General features: G+C 35.2%; 17 protein-coding genes and 2 tRNA genes. 8 read left to right on the top strand and 11 right to left on the bottom strand.

What is annotated here, in order from left to right:
- Positions 1-5: 5 nt before the first annotated feature.
- From PHX18_00975 to PHX18_00950, 6 genes are all read left to right on the top strand, one after another.
- The gene (locus PHX18_00975; protein ID MDD3593181.1) at positions 6-368 is read left to right on the top strand and encodes a hypothetical protein; all 363 of its coding nucleotides are present in this window, start codon (positions 6-8) and stop codon (positions 366-368) included.
- A gap of 96 nt (positions 369-464) precedes the next feature.
- The gene (locus PHX18_00970) at positions 465-866 is read left to right on the top strand and encodes an Rrf2 family transcriptional regulator (GenBank protein ID MDD3593180.1); all 402 of its coding nucleotides are present in this window, start codon (positions 465-467) and stop codon (positions 864-866) included.
- A gap of 15 nt (positions 867-881) precedes the next feature.
- On the top strand, positions 882-1,697 hold the full coding sequence (locus PHX18_00965; GenBank protein MDD3593179.1) for a 4Fe-4S binding protein: 816 nt from the start codon (positions 882-884) through the stop codon (positions 1,695-1,697).
- A 340-nt stretch (positions 1,698-2,037) separates the two neighbouring features.
- A tRNA-Leu gene (locus tag PHX18_00960) sits at positions 2,038-2,123 on the top strand.
- Between the two features lie 745 nt (positions 2,124-2,868).
- Positions 2,869-4,485, top strand: coding sequence for an ATP-binding protein (locus PHX18_00955; protein ID MDD3593178.1), 1,617 nt, complete (start codon positions 2,869-2,871; stop codon positions 4,483-4,485).
- A gap of 683 nt (positions 4,486-5,168) precedes the next feature.
- A complete protein-coding gene (locus PHX18_00950) occupies positions 5,169-7,391 on the top strand; it encodes a sulfatase-like hydrolase/transferase (protein ID MDD3593177.1) in 2,223 nt (740 codons plus the stop codon).
- Positions 7,392-7,428: 37 nt separating this feature from the next.
- On the opposite strand, the gene PHX18_00945 is transcribed toward PHX18_00950, so the two are convergent.
- The 7 genes from PHX18_00945 to PHX18_00915 form a co-directional block, all read right to left on the bottom strand.
- On the bottom strand, positions 7,429-7,599 hold the full coding sequence (locus PHX18_00945) for a PLP-dependent transferase (GenBank protein MDD3593176.1): 171 nt from the start codon (positions 7,597-7,599) through the stop codon (positions 7,429-7,431).
- A 36-nt stretch (positions 7,600-7,635) separates the two neighbouring features.
- On the bottom strand, positions 7,636-8,604 hold the full coding sequence (locus PHX18_00940; protein MDD3593175.1) for a deoxyhypusine synthase family protein: 969 nt from the start codon (positions 8,602-8,604) through the stop codon (positions 7,636-7,638).
- Positions 8,605-8,641: 37 nt separating this feature from the next.
- Entirely contained in the window at positions 8,642-8,770 is a 129-nt protein-coding gene (locus PHX18_00935) for a hypothetical protein (protein MDD3593174.1), read from the bottom strand.
- Positions 8,771-9,112: 342 nt separating this feature from the next.
- Positions 9,113-9,328 carry a helix-turn-helix transcriptional regulator gene (locus tag PHX18_00930; protein MDD3593173.1) on the bottom strand — a complete coding sequence of 72 codons (216 nt, stop codon included), beginning with the start codon at positions 9,326-9,328 and terminating at the stop codon, positions 9,113-9,115.
- A gap of 277 nt (positions 9,329-9,605) precedes the next feature.
- Positions 9,606-10,823: a (Fe-S)-binding protein gene (locus PHX18_00925; GenBank protein ID MDD3593172.1), complete on the bottom strand. Its 1,218-nt coding sequence runs from the start codon at positions 10,821-10,823 to the stop codon at positions 9,606-9,608.
- Positions 10,810-12,225, bottom strand: coding sequence for an FAD-linked oxidase C-terminal domain-containing protein (locus tag PHX18_00920; protein ID MDD3593171.1), 1,416 nt, complete (start codon positions 12,223-12,225; stop codon positions 10,810-10,812). The genes PHX18_00925 and PHX18_00920 overlap by 14 nt, the downstream gene beginning before the upstream one ends.
- 1 nt (position 12,226) lies before the next feature.
- On the bottom strand, positions 12,227-12,565 hold the full coding sequence (locus tag PHX18_00915) for an HIT domain-containing protein (protein MDD3593170.1): 339 nt from the start codon (positions 12,563-12,565) through the stop codon (positions 12,227-12,229).
- A gap of 236 nt (positions 12,566-12,801) precedes the next feature.
- Between PHX18_00915 and PHX18_00910 the strand changes: the two genes are divergently transcribed.
- A tRNA-Ala gene (locus PHX18_00910) sits at positions 12,802-12,874 on the top strand.
- A 28-nt stretch (positions 12,875-12,902) separates the two neighbouring features.
- Here PHX18_00910 and PHX18_00905 read toward each other — a convergent pair.
- The 4 genes from PHX18_00905 to PHX18_00890 form a co-directional block, all read right to left on the bottom strand.
- Complete coding sequence (locus tag PHX18_00905; GenBank protein MDD3593169.1) at positions 12,903-13,232, bottom strand: hypothetical protein; 330 nt, start codon at positions 13,230-13,232, stop codon at positions 12,903-12,905.
- A 41-nt stretch (positions 13,233-13,273) separates the two neighbouring features.
- On the bottom strand, positions 13,274-14,014 hold the full coding sequence (locus PHX18_00900; GenBank protein MDD3593168.1) for a hypothetical protein: 741 nt from the start codon (positions 14,012-14,014) through the stop codon (positions 13,274-13,276).
- Positions 14,015-14,033: 19 nt separating this feature from the next.
- A complete protein-coding gene (locus tag PHX18_00895; protein MDD3593167.1) occupies positions 14,034-16,796 on the bottom strand; it encodes a hypothetical protein in 2,763 nt (920 codons plus the stop codon).
- 115 nt (positions 16,797-16,911) lie between these two features.
- Positions 16,912-17,460: a filamentous hemagglutinin N-terminal domain-containing protein gene (locus tag PHX18_00890; GenBank protein MDD3593166.1), complete on the bottom strand. Its 549-nt coding sequence runs from the start codon at positions 17,458-17,460 to the stop codon at positions 16,912-16,914.
- Between the two features lie 149 nt (positions 17,461-17,609).
- On the opposite strand from PHX18_00890, the gene PHX18_00885 reads away from it, so the two are divergent.
- A complete protein-coding gene (locus PHX18_00885) occupies positions 17,610-19,247 on the top strand; it encodes a POTRA domain-containing protein (GenBank protein ID MDD3593165.1) in 1,638 nt (545 codons plus the stop codon).
- Positions 19,248-19,274: the final 27 nt, after the last annotated feature.

The raw sequence follows: 19,274 nt of genomic DNA, 5'->3' as shown, positions 1-19,274 counted from the left end.
GAATTATGGATAATTCTAAGCGTCTTCGCTATAAAGACGGGAATTTGATATTAGACCTGAATACAAATATTGGGAATTTACTTGCGTTTCAGCTGCTGTTCCTTAGGATTAAGCATGCTAAATGTGATAAAAACTTAATGATAAATACCGAATATTTAAGATGCTTGAATAACAGTACGATAAAATTTTTGCAAAAATTAAAAACTCTGACCCCTGAGCGTACAATAGTTTTTTATAACCTTAGCCCCGTCAATCACTGTATTTTTAACTTATTGGAATTGGATAAATGCTTTCAGCTGTACATTAATGAGGAAGCTGCTCTTGAAGAAATGAAACCTATAGTGAACAGACGTTTTAAAGTTGTTTAAACGGCAGCATTATTTACTTTAATCAATAGAAGACTTGACAATTTATTAAATTGGTATTATAGTACTAATATACTAATTTAACAAAAGGAAATAAAAATGCTTAAAATGACTGAGGCATCAGCAATAGCATTACACTCTCTAATATATATAGCTGGAAGAAAAGAAAAAGTATCTTCGCTTAAAGAAATTGCAAAAAAATTCGATATATCCGAAAATCATCTTTCTAAAGTCTTGCAAAGGCTTGTAAAAGAAGGAATTATCACCTCTTCTAAAGGTCCTAAAGGTGGATTTTTAATAGTTCCGAGGAAACGAAATATTTCGTTTCTTGAGGTATATGAAATTATTGAAGGCAGGGTTAAAATAAACAATTGTTTGTTTAATTCTAACTCTAATTCAAATGATTGTTCGGACTGCATTATGGATGATTTACTTACACGGTTGAATAATGAATTTATTTCTTATATGAAAACCCATAAGATATCTGATTTTTCGTTTTAGTACAAGGAGGAATTTATGAAGCGAAATATTATTACAATAAATGAAGAAAAATGTAACGGCTGCGGGGCTTGTGTTCCTGATTGTCCGGAAGGTGCGCTGCAAATTATAGACGGCAAAGCAAGACTGGTAAGTGATTTGTTTTGTGATGGTCTTGGCGCTTGTATAAAGGCTTGTCCGCAAGATGCTATGCATGTAGAGGAGCGTGAAGCCGAACCTTATGATGAATATAAAGTTATGGAAAATATTATTGCAGGCGGAAAAAATGTTATTATTGCGCATCTTAAACACCTCAAAGAACATGGGGAAAATAAGCTGTTTGAACAGGCGATAGATGCTCTTAAGCAGGCAAATATTGAAGTTCCTCCGCTTGAAGACAAACCTTTTCAAGGCTGCCCCGGGATGATGCAGAAGGATTTAAGGCATAAAACAGATAATACTGCCCCGAATGCAGATGTCGTAATGCAATCAGAGCTGAATAACTGGCCTATACAGCTTAAACTGCTAAATCCTAACGCCCCTTATTTGGCTAAAGCTGATTTGATAATAGCTGCAGATTGTACTGCTTTTGCGTATGCAAATTTTCACTCTAAATTTTTAAAAAATAAAGTACTTATGATGCTTTGCCCTAAGCTTGATACTGATATTAATTTATATATCGAAAAACTTGCGGATATATTTGAAAAACAGGATATTCAATCAATAACCCTGGTGCATATGGAGGTACCATGCTGCGGTGGTGTGGAAGTTATCGTAAAAAGGGCATTGGAACAAGCAGGCAAGTATATTTTGGTGAAAGATTATACAGTGTCAATCGATGGAGAACTTATTTAACAAGATAAAATTGTTACAGCTTCCAACAAAGGCTGCCGCTGTTTTGAGCGGGTCTTTTGCAGTTGCTTTAAGCACTTGTAAAAAAATATTTTTAGTATAGTATAAGAGAACAGTAACGGCTCCAAGACAGCCCCCATATTTGAAAACTAAATAATCATGCCTGAGTGGCGAGCGGATTTTCGGTAGGGCGACGGCTTGCGAAGCAAGACTAGTCCCGTAAGAGCAAATAGCCGAATGCAGTGGAAACTTTTTCGTAAGAAAAATGTTGAAGCGAAATGGCAGGCTATGCGTACCCGAATAATCCAAGACAGCCCCCCATATTTGAAAATTAAATAATCATGCCTGAGTGGCGAAATTGGTAGACGCAGTAGACTCAAAATCTACCGTGGTTCACCCCACGTGCCGGTTCGATTCCGGCCTTAGGCAAATTTAAACCTCACTTATAAAGTGAGGTTTTTTAATATCCGTTAACCCTCACCGGCAAGCCGGTTTACCTGTCTTGATTTTTCACGCTTACGCTAAAAATCAAGAGTGGCACCCATCAAACTACGGTTCATTCTTCACCTTGTTTGATGTGCGAACTCTGCCTTAGGCAAACTTTAACCCCACAAATAAAGTGGGGTTTTGTGATTTTATAAAACAATCAATAAAAATTTCCTAAGCAAAAAATCAGAAAAGTAAAGTATTTTCAATTTACCCATTAAGTTTTATTAAGTGTAAAAAGCACATTTATTGACATTTGCGAAATAACTGCTACAATCGTAAGAATGGAATTAAAAAAATGTGGTTGTTAAAAGTAACTAGACGAGGCGAAAAAGCATGACAGAACACTTAATGGAAATTAAACGTATTTTGTATTTAATGTGTAATTGGCGTTACCGATGTTGTTATAACTCTATTCGTATAAATATTCGGGTTTAACTAAAAAATTTTTAAAAAAATAAATATAATACTATTTAAGCAAATTATCACAACTCTTTACTAAAACTTTTCCACTAAAGACGCTGCTTATAGTACGATTTCTTCAAACCCGCCATTTTATACGGATTAAAAGAAGGTTATCATATCTAGTCGCTCTTTTACTAAAACTTTTTGGCTAGAAGAGTTGTTTGTAGTGCAATTTTTGTACACGGAACGAGTATTTTTAAGCTATTTAAAGGAGAAATATTAAATGAATATTGCTATTCATAACTTACAAACAAAACATTTTACACCCTATACGGATAATGTGATTTCTAATAAAAAAATAACCAAACACGAACAAAATTATGCACCAAACAATTTGAACCTTGTTGATACACATTATCAGAAATTATTGGTTAAAAGTAGTAATGTATCTTTCGGCGGAGCGCTCGTCCCGATTTTACCGCCGTTGGAAAAGAGGATTTCTGCGGCATTACATGGGCTTACGGCGGAGGATCTTATATTGGTAGGCAAGAGTTTGTCCTCTGCTAAAAAATCCCTTTTGGAATCAATTGAAGGGATAAATAAAGTTATAAAAAGAATATTTTTCATTGAAGACCCAAGTTTATCGGGTTCGTTTGCTATTCATGAGAATCCGAATAGACTTTATGAAATAATAAATTTAGACAAGCTGCCTATTCTTTTAAAAGTGAGAGAATCAAGTCAGGCTTATGTGCTTAAAAAAAGTCAGAGCGCCTACCTTACACACATTGATAGTGTTATCCTTGCTAATAATTCAATGTTTAAAGTTTTTAAAGAAGCAGAAAAAAATATAGATGACATTAAAAAAGCCCAATTACGGCTTTTTGATTTTTCCAATTACGATAAAAAAGCCATTTCAAATTTAAATAGTAAGCACCTTAGCCTTGTTGCGGAGAAAGGGATAAAAGAAGAAGTAGTCAAAAAAATCACTTTTGCTGATGTAGGAGGACAGGACGAAGCTATAGGGCAGTTGAAAAAACGGATTTTGTATCCTATGCAATATCCTGCGGCTTATCCGATGCAAGGTTCTCCAAGAGGGATAATTCTTACAGGCGGGCCCGGCACCGGGAAAACTCTTATGGCGGAAGCTTTGGCTAATGAAGCGGACGCTCATATTATCAAGTTAAACGGGCTTGAAATGGAATCTAAGTGGGTTGGTGAAACAGAAGCTAACTGGAGGGCATTATTTGAAGAAGCCAAAGATAATCAGCCAAGTATCTTGTTTATTGACGAATTTGATGCCGTGGCAAGAATGAGAGATGGTTCAAGCACGGGTAGATATGATAATAAAGTGGTTAACCAGCTTTTGACTTTGATGAGCGACCTTGAAAAAAGCAATGATAAAGTTTTTGTCGTAACAGCTACCAACAAAATTGGACTGCTTGATGACGCCATAAAAAGGTCGGGCAGGTTCGGAGATTTTATTGCTGTTGCTAAACCGACACTTGAAGGCTGCAAAAAAATCCTTGGAATTCATTCCTCGAAATCCCACATAAAAGTTTCACCTGATTTTAATCAGGAAGCATTTGCCAAAAAACTTTTCGGGAGTTCAGTGAACGGTGCTGATATTTCCAAGTTGGTTTTTGATGCAAAACAGGAAGCTTTTGAAAGAGCGCATATCTTTGAAAAAATGGAAAAAGGAATTTTCAAAGATAAGGATATTCAAAGTTTACTGATTGAAACTTCAGACTTTGAAAAAGCGTTGGAAAAATTCAAGGCACAACAGGCTCTGACTGACGGTGATATGGGTAGAAACCTTTCCAAAAAACGTATAGGTTTTGATAATGCCGTAGAGTACGAGCCCGCCGAAAATCTATCCGGTGCTAAGGTAGCAAGACAATAAGGACAAGATTTCGAATAAAAATAATTTTCTTATGTGGTAAACCTTCCCCGTATTTAAAAACACTTTTAAAATACGGGGTTTTCTCTGTCAGATACAATTTCTCCTGAATATTGGTTCTATTTTATTTTTTGCCCAAAAGACTGTTTAATCGTTCCGTAATTTCCTCAAAGAATTTTAAAGAGTTAGCTTATTTATTGACTAAGATTTCTTCTCCTGCCAATTTTGATTTAAAAAGACCCTATACTAATTTATTTCAAACTGCCGATAATAATGATGGCATAAGGCTGGAATTTTCATCGGATACAGCTGCTATCGTTATGCAAAGGGATAATGGCGCTCTTTTTGCTATTCCGTTTAACATCAAAGATAAAAACACATATCATTCTGTTAAAATAACAAAAAAACCAGACCAACCCTTTAAAATAATTTTTGACGATGAACTTGTAAGTGATTCTGTTGATGAAAATCTTTGGGATATTAATAAAATAGTTATAGGAGAAGGATTTGATAATACAAGGACATTTGATGGTAAGATAAAAGACTTTAATCTAAAATATAAGGTTTATAAATATTCCTATTTAATCAACAATATTTTATTATGCATAAAAGGCTTTCTGGCTTTTTTAGTTATGCTTTGTCTTTTAGTGCCAATATTTGAAAACCGAAGGGCAATTGTAAACTATTTGAAAAAAAATATTAATAAGATAACTTTTACGTCCTTTATTCTCCTTTTTGTTCTTATCATCTTTGGTGATTTATTCGAGTACATACCCGTTTATTCAAAAAAAATAAGCAATATAAGTTACGATAGTCTTTCCTCAAATAAAGAATTAAAAACGCCGAAAGTTTTTTCCTTTGATGATTTTAATGGCTTAAATCTAAAAAAAGAAATTGAAATCAGTTTCGATTTTCGGATATATGATTTAAAAAGGGATTATTCCAATGTATTTCAAACGGCTGATTATAACAACGGAATAAGAATGGAGTTTTCTCGCACTAATGCAGCTCTGTTGGCGAAAGGAGGAAATGACACACTTTGGGGTAAGTCTTTAGCTTTTAATGATGGTAAAAACATTAAAAAAGGCTTGAATTTACCTCTTAAAAATCTGGATTATAAAATAAAAATTATAAAAAAAATCAACAAACCTCTTACAATTTTTGTAAATAACATTGAAAGAAAAACTAATTATCATGAAGATTTTTGGCAGTTCAATAATGTTATTATTGGGCAGGGTTATGATGAAACAAGACCATTTGACGGCAAAATATCAAACTTCAGTTTAAACTACTCGGTTTTTAAAACTTATCCTATAGTTTGTATACTGGTAAATACCTTAAAAATATTATTGGCACTGGTGGTTGTTTTAGGTTTCATTTACATATCAATAAATAAATATCTAAAGAAAGAACAGGAAAGTTTTAACGTTAAATATTTTTTACCCGGGGTCTTATTTACATTATACTATCCTACATTTTTATATCTTAGAAATATGTTTGAAATGAGTTTTTCCGAATTTGTGCTTGTAGCATTTGTATTATTAGCTATATGGACTGTTTTATACTTTCTTTTTTCAAGAATTTACTCACAAAGAGATACCTTTTTCATTCTATGTTGTGCAATAGGATACTTTTTTGCCTGCAGATTTATTACAAATTTTATTGGGACTTTGCATTTTGGGTATGCTGAACAATTGTGTATATGTATATTTGTGGCTTTGGGATTTGTATGCTACGGTCAATCAGAAAAGTTCTTTAAAACCGTTTCATTTGCAATTTACATATTATGTACTTTGCTAATAATCACAAGTATTACTGATATTTATACTTTTATCGTAAAAAATATAAGCATTAATCAAAATATGCAAAAATCTCAAATAAATAAAAAGGTTTTAGCTACTTCTAAAGAACTGCCTGATTTTTATTTCATTATCCTGGATGCTTATCCAAATGGTGAAAAATTAAAAAAATATTTTAATTTTTCAAATGAAGAATTTTTAAGAGGTCTTGAAGCAAAAGGCTTTTACGTGGCTAGAAAAAGTTATGCCAATTATTTTTGCACATTCCAATCTTTGCCCAGTATGCTTAATTTTTCTTATTTGGATGATTTGAATATGGAAACTCCAAACCAATTAGAATACTTAAACAACATGGAAAATAAATATAACAATAATGCACTGACGAAACTCCTGCACAAAAATAATTACAAAATTTTTATGATAAATTCTCATAATATGATTTCATCAAAGATGACCCTTGCTGATGTTATATACAATTCTGAAGAGATGAAAAGTTTATCTTTAAAAAATATTCTTCTTTCAACTTCTGCTTTATCCAAGTTCGTAAAGGTTGATTACACAGCCAGAGAAAAAATATTAAAAGCATTTAAGGATTTAGATGATGCAGCAGCACAAAATGGAGATGAGCCTAAATTTGTTTTTGCTCATATTCTTTCACCTCATTTCCCTTTCGTGTTTGATGAAAAAGGTAATCTTCCCAAAGAAGATAATAAAAATATGGAGAATGGCTTTCTTGATAAAGAGCTTTTGACAGGTCAAATTTTGTACATAAATAAACAAATAGAACCGATTGTCGATAAAATACTGGCTAAAGACAGAAAAGTTATAATATTAATTTTATCTGACCATTCTTTAGAATTATATCCTTTATCATTTGAATCCGCATTTGATTTTAGGATGGGGAATTTGGAAGCAATTTATACCTATGATAAAAACTATGATGATTTTTACGATAGTATGACACCTGTTACTGTGATAAGAAAAATATTAAATAAATATTACAATACAGAGCTGCCTGTAAAGGAAGATTATATCTATTCAACTCATCCGAGGACGTTTTATTATAATCCGACAGATATAACGGATAAAATGAAACAAATGAATGATTGATTGCCTTTTCATTCTTTTATAATTGCGGAAAAATAATCTATAAGCGCTCCAGCGCATAATCCAGGTCAGATATTAAGTCTTTTATATCTTCAATGCCAACTGATAACCTGATTAAATTATCGTTTATACCGATTAATTTTCTTTGTTCGGCAGGAATGGACGCATGCGGTATTTTTATAGAACTTGATTTTTTCGTGCAGCTGCGCATTGTTCATCATCCGCTGCAACTATGTTATCTTCGGGTTTATTTATCCAATACGTAAGCAAATATTAACGGGGCGACGATAGTGGCATCAGATTCAATTATAAAAGACGGGGTATCTTTTGCCAGTTTGCCCCATGTGATTTTTTCATTCGGTACCGCGCCGCTATATGAGCCGTAACTTGTCGTAGAATCACTTATTTGGGCGAAATATCCCCATAACCTTGCATCTTTTTCCAGATCCTGATGTAGCATAGGTACGACACAAATAGGGAAATCACCGGCTATTCCGCCGCCTATCTGGAAAAAACCTATAGAGTGGTGTTTGGAATCCGCTAAATACCAATCGTGTAAGCTTTGCATATATTCAATACCGGTCTTAACCGTATGGACATTTTTAATCTCACCTTTTATAACATAAGAGGCGTAAAAATTGCCCAGGGTGGAGTCTTCCCAGCCGGGAACAAAAATGGGCAGATTTTTTTCTAACGCTGCAAGCAGCCAGCTGTTTTGTGGATTAATATCATAATATTGCGCCAGTTCAGGGTCTTGTAATACTTTATAAATAAATTCATGGGGGAAATACCGTTCTCCTTTTTTATCAGCGTTAAACCACTGTTTAACAATGAACTTTTCTATTTTTCGCATAGCTTCTTCTTCAGGAATACATGTGTCTGTAACCCTGTTTAGATGTTTGCTTAACAAGTTTTCCTCATCCTGAGCGGAAAGGTATCTGTAATTGGGAACTCTGTGATATGAGCTGTTTGCAACAAGATTGAATAAATCTTCTTCTAAATTTGCACCCGTTGTAGATATAGCTGAAATTTTGTCTTCTCTAATCATTTGTGCAAGTGATATTCCAAGCTCTGCGCTGCTCATTGCTCCTGCCAAAGTTACAAGCATTTTTCCGCCATTTTCTATATGCTGCTTGTATGCTTCTGCTGCATCTATTAACGCTGCTGAGTTAAAGTGCTTGTAATTGTCTTTTAAAAATTGTGTTATTGTTCCCATTTGTTGAATTTCCTTTCAATTTATAATCCACAAAAAATTATATTGTTTCATTTAAATTTATACCGTCGTAAGGCAGCTTTATGAGCGTAATTTCACTTAATCCTCCTACAACTCCACCTACAGAAATTTGTTCAGACGTTTTATCTGAAAAACCGCTCTCAAACATTCAATTATCAGAAAAAATCCTGGTAAGATAATTATGCCCCGTATCGGGCAATAAAACAACTATGTTTTTGCCTGATTTAACCCGTTGGACATGTTTAACGGCAGCAGCCAAAGCTGTTTAAACCGGCAATGAGTATCTCTTCTTCTTTTGCAAGTCCGTCAGCTACCCCATTGTAACTGTCAGGCGAATCCGGCGGCACGTTAGTCGGGGTAATAACAATTTCTGCACCGTAAGCTTTTAATAAATCAACCTTGTCAAAATTTTATCCTTATTTTGGTTTTTACGATAGTATGACACTTTTATCGTAATAAGAAAAATATTAAATAAAATTATTTTTTATTATCAAATATCTAATAAGTTCTTTGGGTGTACATTTAAGACTTTGGCAATTGCCAAAAGTGAATATATCGTAAAATTTTGCTCTCCACGCTCTATTTTGCCCACAGAATCAATATTAAGCTGGGCAAAATCAGCTAAATCTCTTTGTTTGAACTCTTTTTTGACCCTTAGCGCTTTTATATTTAAACCGACCTTTTTTACAAATTCTTTTTCATCCATAAAGTCAATTATACAGGTTGACAATCGGTTTAATATCGATTTTAATCGATATTAAACCGTGACTTAACCGATATTGAAAGAATAAAAATGAAGTAAGATACAGACAAAATAAAATTGCTTTATGAAAAAATTTATAACTTAAGTTCAATTCTAAAGGATTACTGCAGCAGTAATAAAAATGATATTGAAGAAATTGCGATTTTATTTTCATTAGCCGATTGTTTGCATGATAATATTGATATTTTAAACAATAATTTTATTAATATGGGTTTATAAGCTAATTCCGGGCGAGAAATTCGACCAGCTGCATAACTTTTACGTTTGATTTTTGATTTATCAACCCCTGATTTAGCCCTATAGTGCAGGAAGGGCAGCTTGTTAAAACTATATCGGCTTTTGTTGCAATTATGTTTTGTGCCTTGGCAGTAGAAATCTGCTCCGATAAATCCGGATTAGTAAGCATAAAACTTCCTGCCGCTCCGCAGCATTTAGTAGAATCCTTCATTTCTGTTAAATTCACTCCTGAGTTTGCAAGTAATTTTCTTGGCAGACGGCTTGTTTTTTTAAACCTTGTAGTATGGCAAGGGTCGTGGTATGTAACGGTTTGGTTTGACAAATCAGTTTTAAAATCTATAATTTCAAGAAGCTCATAAACACTGATAAATTTTTGCGAGATTTCTTGTGCTTTTAGGGCTAATTCCTCGGGCAAATCCTGTGAATATTCTTCAAATGCACTTGCACAGGTTGAACAGTCGGTTATTATATAATCTGCCTGCTCAAGCGATTTTAATGCCGTATCAATATTTTTTCGGGCAAGTCTTATATATGTTTGGACGTCGCCTATGTTTTTTGAAGGTAAGCCGCAGCATTGAAAATCAACTTCTAATAATTTTATGCCCGCACTATTGCAAATATTTCCAACCGCATTTGCGCAGCTTGGGTTGAAGTATGTATTTATACAGCCTTTGAAGTAAGCTGCTGTATATTTTGGCGCGGGTATGGCATTGGTTGGATTTTTTTTGACATTGATTTTTAATATGGAATTTAAAAGTTTAATTTTTTTAATTTGAAATGTTTTATTATTTACAAATTCAACTATATCAAGGATTTTAAAATTTCTGTATAAATTTGCCGCAAATTTAATCAAGGACAGCATTAATCTGCTTGAAAAAACAGTTGATAAAAGCCTTTTCACAGGGCTTGTAAAACCCATTGCGTAAAAATCGGACTTGGCGCAGGCGATTATTTTTTGCGCATTAATTCCGCTTGGGCAAAATTCGCTGCAGGCATTACAATGCAGACACAAATCCATAATTTCCGCCCCTCTTTTAGAAGGCTTGATGTCCTGATTTATCAGCGCATTAAGCAGTTTGAACTTGCCTCTTGAAACAGCGCTTTCTCTTTTTGTAATTTCAAATACCGGGCAAATATCGTGGCAAATACCGCAGCCCGAGCATTTATAAACTTCTTCGCCGTATTTTTTAAGGTTTTTCATAATCAAATACTTTTCCCGGATTTAAAATGTTGTTAGGGTCAAACAGCGTTTTTATTTTTTTCATGTATTCAAAAGCCACAGGGTCAACGCTGCTTTTAAGGTATTTTGCTTTAACACGGCCGATGCCGTGTTCACCCGAAATCTTGCCGCCAAAAGCAACCGCGCATTCAAACATTTCTGCTATAGCGGCGTTTGCTCTTTGGGTTTCTTCTTTGTCCCTTAGGTCAAAGGCTATATGCGGATGAAAATTGCCGTCGCCGGCATGACCGACTATACTTATATTTAGACCGTATTTTGAGCCTATTTCATAAGTTTTTTTTATCATATCAGGCATTTTGGTTCTGGGCACAACCATATCTTCTGACAAAACATTGGGTCTTAATTTGCAAATAGCTCCAAAGGACGCCCGCCTTGCCGTCCAAAGCCTTTGTTTTTCAATTTCATCATTTGCGATTTTTTGGGCTGTAGAACCTAAATCTTGGCAAATAGCGCTGATTAAAGAAATTTGTTTTTCTATAGCGGATTTGTCGCCGTCAACTTCTATGAAAAGTGCCGCTTCATTTTGGGTTAAAAACCCTGCGGGATGGAACTGTTCTATGATTTCCATAGTTGTTTGGTCAATGATATCAAGCACACTGGGAGTAATTCCTCCGGCAATAATTGCATTGATGGCACTTGAAGCATTGTCGATTTTATCAAAATATATAAGAGCAACACGGTTATCTTGAGGTTTGGGTATTAATCTGAGAGTTACTTCGCAAACTATACCCAAGATTCCTTCCGAACCTGTGAAAAGCTGGGTAAGATTCAGTCCTGTAACATCTTTTATAACGTTGGCTCCTGTTTTTAGAATTTGACCGTCCGCCATAACAACTTCCAGCCCCAAAACATAATCTTTTGTGCCGCCGTATTTAAAGGTCCTTGGCCCGCTTGAAGACATTCCTATACTGCCGCCGATGGTGGACACTTTTAGGTTAGACGGGTCGGGCGGATAGAATAGGTTAAATTCTTCAACCGCTTGCTGCAGCTGTGCTACGATAACACCGCACTGCACCGTGCAGGTTTGGTTTTGTTTGTCTATTTCAATAATTTTGTTCATTTTAGAAGTGCAAATAACAATTCCGCCTTCAAACGGAACGCAGGCTCCCGCCATGTTTGTGCCGGCGCCTCTTGTGGTAACAGGGATTTTGAACTTATGTGCAAGTTTCATAATTTCGCTGATTTGAGCGGTTGAAGATGGGAATAAAACATAATCACACAAGTATAAATCGGTCGTTACCGCAGTAGAATCAATGCTGTACATCAGGCGGTCTTCCTGTGAAGTTAATACATTTTCTTTGCCCAAAATATCAATGAACTGTTTTATTAAATTTTTGTCTATGTTTTCTTTGGTTTTTATCATTTTATCCTAAAGCACCCAGTTTTTTGCCTGCAAGAACGTGGACATGAATATGAAAAACTTCCTGCCCGGACTGCTTGCCTGTATTGATAATCGTTCTGTAGCCTTCTTGCAGGTTTTTTATTTTGGCGACTTCTTTTGCCGCGAGAAGAAGCTGCGCTAAAAGCGTTTCTGATGATACTTCATTTAAGTCTTCGTAGTGGTCTTTTGGCACTATTAGAATATGAGCCGGCGCTTGAGGGTTGATATCGTTAAAAGCTACAAGCGTGTCTGTTTCGTATACGAATTCACAAGGTATAATGCTGTTTGCGATTTTACAAAAAATACAGTCTTCCTTTTGCATAATTTACTCCCTTTTTTAGATACATTTTAACATAAAGCCTGTTAAAATTATGCTTGTCCTTATAAAAAAATTATATCTACCCTCGTGTACATTGACAAAAATTTTTTATTTAATATTATTAAATAGGAAAACCCCTACGGGGGATTAGCCGACAGTATTTCTTAACGAGAATACGAGTTTTAGAAATACGGAGTCCTGAACTTGTTTCAGGATTGCAATGTATCCCAAAAAATAATGGGGGATTAGCTCAGTTGGTAGAGCGCCTGCCTTGCACGCAGGATGTCGCAAGTTCGAATCTTGTATCCTCCAAAAAAAGCCTTCTTTTTAGAAGGTTTTTTTAATGTAAGATAGTTGAGCCTTTTATGGCGCCGAAGATTGCAGATACATCCGCTCTCGGGTCTAAATAATTAACGGCAGTTTGTCCGTTTTGTGTAAATTGAAAGAATGCGGTTTCGTTGCTTCCTACGTTAAATTGATTCCACTGAAACGTATCAATATTATTGGTCGTTGTAATTGTGGTTACAGCCCCGTTTGTAACAGGATTAACGCCGGATGTATGATTTATACAATTAGAAGCATCTAAAGCAAATGCCATATTTGATGAAAAAATCATTAAAAGTGCTGCTAATGTAGATTTTTGATACTTCTTTATTTTGTTGCTTTTCATTTTAACCTCAAGTTCTCCTAAAAATAAATACGAAAGTCCATTTAGTTCGATTTTTCCACTTCAATAAGATAGGCATAAGGTTGGCAGCTTTTATTGCTTTGTTTTTTATTGTCTTTAAACTTGAACCCCTTTTGCATATGTGTTATTACTGCGTATAGTGGTGTATTTTTGTCTTTTATATCGGATAAATTAACTGTTGCTGTGTATTTTTGAATTCCTGCATTCGGTTTTGTTTCTACTGCTGTCAATGGGATTATATATTTATGCATCAGGTATTTATGCTTGAATTCTTGGGACATAAATTTTTTGCTTAACTTGCATTGGTCCGTGTCCTTATAAAGCCCAAAAGTGAATTCTTCTTTTTGTTTTTTCTTTTTCTTGGACCCTTTTTCACATTCATTTTTGGTGGGATTTTCATAGGCTAAAGTTACTGTAATTTTAATTTTTTTTGCATCGCAAAGTTGTTTAAGGCAAAATAATCTGTGTAAATCGAATGAACCGTTTTTTAAAACTATATCATTTTGCGCATAATAAAATTTGCAGCTTTTTTCCATTTGTTCCATAGCTTCGCACAAACTATTTGTGCAGAAATTGTAGTTTATTGCCTTTTCAAGCAAATCTGTTTTACAGCAAGCGCCGGGTTTTGAAGCTTCCGGGGGAACGGAATCAACCCGGAACATTGTTACAGGAACTTCTGCTGATGTATTCTCTTTTGCAAAAGAAACCATTGGAATTGATAAAAATATTCCTGTAAAAAATAATGTTTTGAATAATTTTTTCATGATAATATCCTCTAAATTCTTATTGAACAATTGTTGAAGTACCTTGTGTTTCTACCCATATAATTCTATTTTTCTCTTTATCGTAATAGAAATTGCTGTTCCCTGTTGTTTTAATAGGCGCTGCGGCACCTGTTACAAGAGGATCGGTTGACGGTTCCTGATTGGTGGCTAAATATAGTGGTTTAGCTGCTATTATTGAGCTTGGGTTAAGCCCTGCTAAAAAGATTGGTGCAAAAGCAGCTATAGAAACGCCGCCTGCTGCTGTACCGCCGACAACACTACCGGCTACTATGCCACCGGTGTTATTGCTGCCACCGCCATCCGGGGTCGGAGGAACAATAGGAGTTGGAGGGCTCGGAGGAACAGGAGGAACAGGCTCCGGAGTCCTGTACAAAACGCTGTTTTTATATGGTGTTACATCAGTGGGCAATTTTGATACTATTGTCGAGTCAAAATATGTTTTCTCGGGAGTTAACCCGCCCAGGGTTGTATCTTCAGGACTGCCTGTATAAATAAGCCATCTTTGTCCGCTTTCAACATCTAGCGCTGAAGGACCATAATTGTTAATGACGTTTCCGCCCGCTGATGAGATAATCAAAGGGTTTGATGTTGTTTGCGATGTAGAAGTTATGGGACCATTCAATATTACGTCAGTATCAGGGATAAGTGATTCGTTAAGCGCTTGTATGGTATTTCCTGTTATATCATTTAATGTCATATTGCCTGCATTAGAACGATTTAATAGTTTAATTAACACATCTCCTGCCGCATCTACATTGTTTGCAATAAGCTCAGCGGGGATCCCTGGTGAGTTATTGTTGTTTGCCACAAGCTCAACATTAGACGATGAAGCAATACTATCTACATTAAGTGAATTTATATCATATATGGTAATATTGTTGCCGGTTGCCTTGACAGCGCCGATAAAGTCATTATCGGAATTATTTAATATTATATTCTTTGATGTACGAGATATAAATTCAGAAGTTCCTTCTGCTACAATTTTTTCTCCTGCGACTTGTGTTATGTCTCCGTCCACTGTAATATTTAAATTCCCGTAAACATTCATATTCCCCAATAAAGTATCGACTTTATTTATTATGTTAACGTTGTTTGCGCAATTAACGATCACAGGTCCTTTTAGTTCAACATCATTAGTCGTGAAGTTAATATTTTTAGGGTCAGAGACAGACCCTGCATTAAACGTAGTTGTCCCTGCAACTGACATACCAAAGTTGTCATATACGCTTGTAATAGCACCATCACTGGACAAAGTCAAATCGCCTAAAATCTCAGCGAGATTTATAGTTAAAAAGTCTTTAATATACACATCCGCATTTTTTGCCTTAGTTATATAAAATAACCCGGTAGACGTATTATTTTGGCTGGTTGCTTGGACATCGCACCCGAAGGGATTGTTTTCTCCTGCTGAAAATAAAAGATTCTTAGTATTTATCTGACTATTTGCCGATTGAATTATATCTCCATCATTGGTTTTAAAAGTTGAACTAATACCGCTAGTTATATTGCCATTAATGATTATGTCAGCGTTTGAGCTTGGACCTTCATTTTTGGCATCAAAATATCCCCCGCAAGTTATGTTTTCAATAACAATATTTCCGTTCGACCTATCCGCAAGATTCATCCCTTCAGTTATGCCAAGAATGATATCATTGGTGACACTCAAGGATGATCCGGAACCCATTATAATTTCTGCCAGTCCGGGTTCTCTGTGTTCTGGTACAACATACTGATTAAAATTAGCATAAAGATATATGTTTTTGTAATCACTTATTGATACTCCATCCTCAATAAAGATACTTCTGCCTGCTGCCAGTACCAAGGTAGAGTAAGCCTCATCGGGATTAATATTCGCCCAAGAACTTTTTACAGTAATATCATTATTTGCTTGTATTGTTATGCCACTGAAAAAAGTGCTCCAGGTTGCAAAAGTAATCGGGTCAATGCTAAGTGTTTCACCCGGTTTTACGGCAAATTCGTAATCGTATGGATTGTTATCTGTTCCACCGTCTACTATAATTACATTTTTAGGGTCAATGAGCAAGCTTCCGCCGCCTGTGTTTATATCTTTTGAAATATCAATAATGCTGTCTTCTGAACTGACTTCAATAAAACCTTTTCCTAATGTTTCATATTTCCCATAGGCGTAGGTTGTACCTTTAGAATTAAGAAATATTTTACCGCCTTCGCCAAGAATACCGTTCGCCCTGACTGTGCTATCAGGGTCAATCCCCGTGACTATACTTGCCGCTAATATATCAGCAGTCTTATCAGCGCCGCCAAGATAAATCGTTCCGCCATTATCTCCCCCCGAAGCACTGATTTGTGTTCCGTAAATTTTAGTATATGGTGCGGTAAGTTTTATTAAGCCGCCGTCCTTAGTGTCAGAATCGGCAATTATCTTTGCATCTTTCGATACAAAATTATTTTTGCCTTCAATGTTTATAGTTCCGCCGTTTTTGCCTACACCTGATACATTTATCTCGGAATTTAGAGTAATATTGTCGGCTTTTATCTCCGCTGTAGCAGAATTACCGCTCATTTTACCATCAATTATGAAGTTAGCGGAAGCATTCTCCGCTGAATTTTTATTACTTGCGAGCAGATAAATCGACCCGTCTTCGTTTTCCAGAACAGAATTTGCCTCAAGATTGGCAGCCATATGAAAATCAGCTGCTTTGGCTGTGTCGATATTTGCTTCCATTAAAATATTTTTTGATTGAATATTCCCCTGTATACTTGCAACTTTATTATCAGGCATCAGGAGAGGATTTTTAACGGCAATTTCATTTGAGAAAGTATTGTTTGTTGTATTGAACTCTCCGCCGCCTGTTACTTTTATTGTAAAGTTGTCTTTTGTTTGGGCATTATTTGCGTTAAAAAATTACCCCCGGAGCCACGAAAAATGCGTTATTAACATTGCTAAAATTAACATCCTCAACATTTAACGCATTGGTACCTGCTGCCTCCTTGAACAAGATATTGCTCCCCGAAACTTTGTCAAACTGGTTTGTCGAGGCAAAAAACGAATTCAAGTTTGTAATCTGCGCTCCCGTTCCTAGCGTAATGCCGTTGGGGTTAAAAAGCATAACATTTCCGACAAAATCAGTTGAGCCTTTTATGGCGCCGAAGATTGCAGATGCATCCGCTCCCGGGTCTAAATAATTAACGGCAGTTTGTCCGTTTTGTGTAAATTGAAAGAATGCGGTTTCGCTGCTTCCTACGTTAAATTGATTCCACTGAAACGTATCAATATTATTGGTCGTTGTAATTGTGGTTACAGCCCCGTTTGTAACAGGATTAACGCCGGATGTATGATTTATACAATTAGAAGCATCTAAAGCAAATGCCATATTTGATGAAAAAATTATTAAAAGTGCTGCCAATGTAGATTTTTGATACTTCTTTATTTTGTTGCTTCTCATTTTCACCTCAAGTTCCAATTTTTAATTTCATTCGCATAATAGGACAAGCGCATTTTATTATATATACCTGTATGGGGTATATTTAGTATTAATCATGATTGTACAAATGATTAATATTCATTTTTTATTTCGAAATTAAACTTGTAATCATGTTTAGAAAAAAATACATAATTTTAATATATTTGGCAGCGTTTTTTTATTTGCTTGGCAGTTCTAATTTTTGTTATGCGGAAGGAATATCTCCAACAACATTAAACCCTGCAGTGTTGGGAAAGGAAAGTATAAATATCTTACAAGAAAATGAGTACTCACAAGCTGATACAGCCTTGAATATTCTCCATGGACAGCTTAAATTTGAAAGAGAATTAAAAAACTCTGATTTTTCTTTATCGGCAATAAAAGAAGGTCCTGACAAATCTTTTTCCCTTAACAAAATAGTTTTAAAAGGAAATACGAAACTCGGAAGTCAAAGATTTAAAAAACTATTCAAGCAGTATGAAGAGAAAGAAATTACCATAACTGATTTGAAAGAAATTTGTGATAAAATAACCCGATATTATCACTCAAAAGGCTACATAACCTCTCAAGCAAAGCTTTTAGCACAAAAAGTAGATGACGGAATAGTTGAAATCACAGTGGAAGAAGGAAAATATTCAGAGATTAGTATTCGCGGCAACAAATGGGCAAAAGAACAATATTTAAATAACATTCTAAATACTTATAATATTAAAGAGGGTGGTGTGTTAAATGTATATGACCTTCAAACAGCAATGGAAGAAATTAAAAATAAAAAATATATAACAGGGAATATTATTATTGAAAGAACTCCTGATAACAGTCTAAATAACATTGTATTGGATGTGAAAGATAGATTACCTTTAAATTTAGATGCGAATTTTAATAACCTCGGTACTGACCTTACAGGAATGGAAAGAACATTTGTAAAAGCAACTTATGAAAATGTAACAGGACGAGGTGACAGTTTAAGCTTAGGCGCAATTTTAGGAAAAGGCAATTTAGGTGGTTTAGTCGGATATAGTATCCCTATAAACAAAAAAGGAACGACCTTAAACCTTGGTTATTCCGCATTCAACACAAAATACGGCGGAATTTCTGCCAGAAAAATAGATAAACGGGGGTTTTGGAGTTCCAGTTTTGTAACAAGTACAGGGCTTCCCTTTTTAGGTGCCACACAGTTAGAACAAGGTGCGGACGGGCAGTTTTTAAAATTCAACCTTGGTTTAAACAGATTACAGGTTATGCCTAAACGTTCGATGTTATTACTTAGCGTGAACGGACAATTTACGTCTGATGAATTAATGACGCCGGAAAAAGCAGCACTTGGAGGGATGAACATGAGAGGGTACGAAACGGCTTCTATACTGGGAGATAAAGGAGTTTACGGAACTATTGAGTATAGAACACCTGTACCCGGCTTGAGAAAAATTTGTCCTGAAAAACTTAAAAAATATGAAGAAGGCATAAAATTAGGCTTTTTCTACGATTATGGGATTACAAGTAATGTCAATGGGATTAAAAATGTAGCAAACTCTAAGGACACAAACTTTTTGCAAAGTGTCGGCATGGGTATTCATATCCCTGTAGGTAAGTTGTTAATGGCAAACTTTGATTTTGGAATTCCGATAGGAAATCCCGGTCTTGTTAATCAGGGAGCCAGATTTACATTTTCGTTAACTTCCTCCCTGCAAGATATGTGGAAGTGGAAAGAACCTGATATAGACAAAGTTGTGGAAGTTAAACGAACGGATAAAAAAAGAATCCAATAGTCAGCGAATTATGGCAGGATAAATACA

This window comes from Candidatus Gastranaerophilales bacterium, assembly GCA_028696075.1.
Lineage (GTDB): Bacteria > Cyanobacteriota > Vampirovibrionia > Gastranaerophilales > JAILCC01 > JAQVHS01.
Note: the sequence above shows the minus strand (reverse complement) of the source record. Positions and strands in the feature narration are given on the sequence as shown.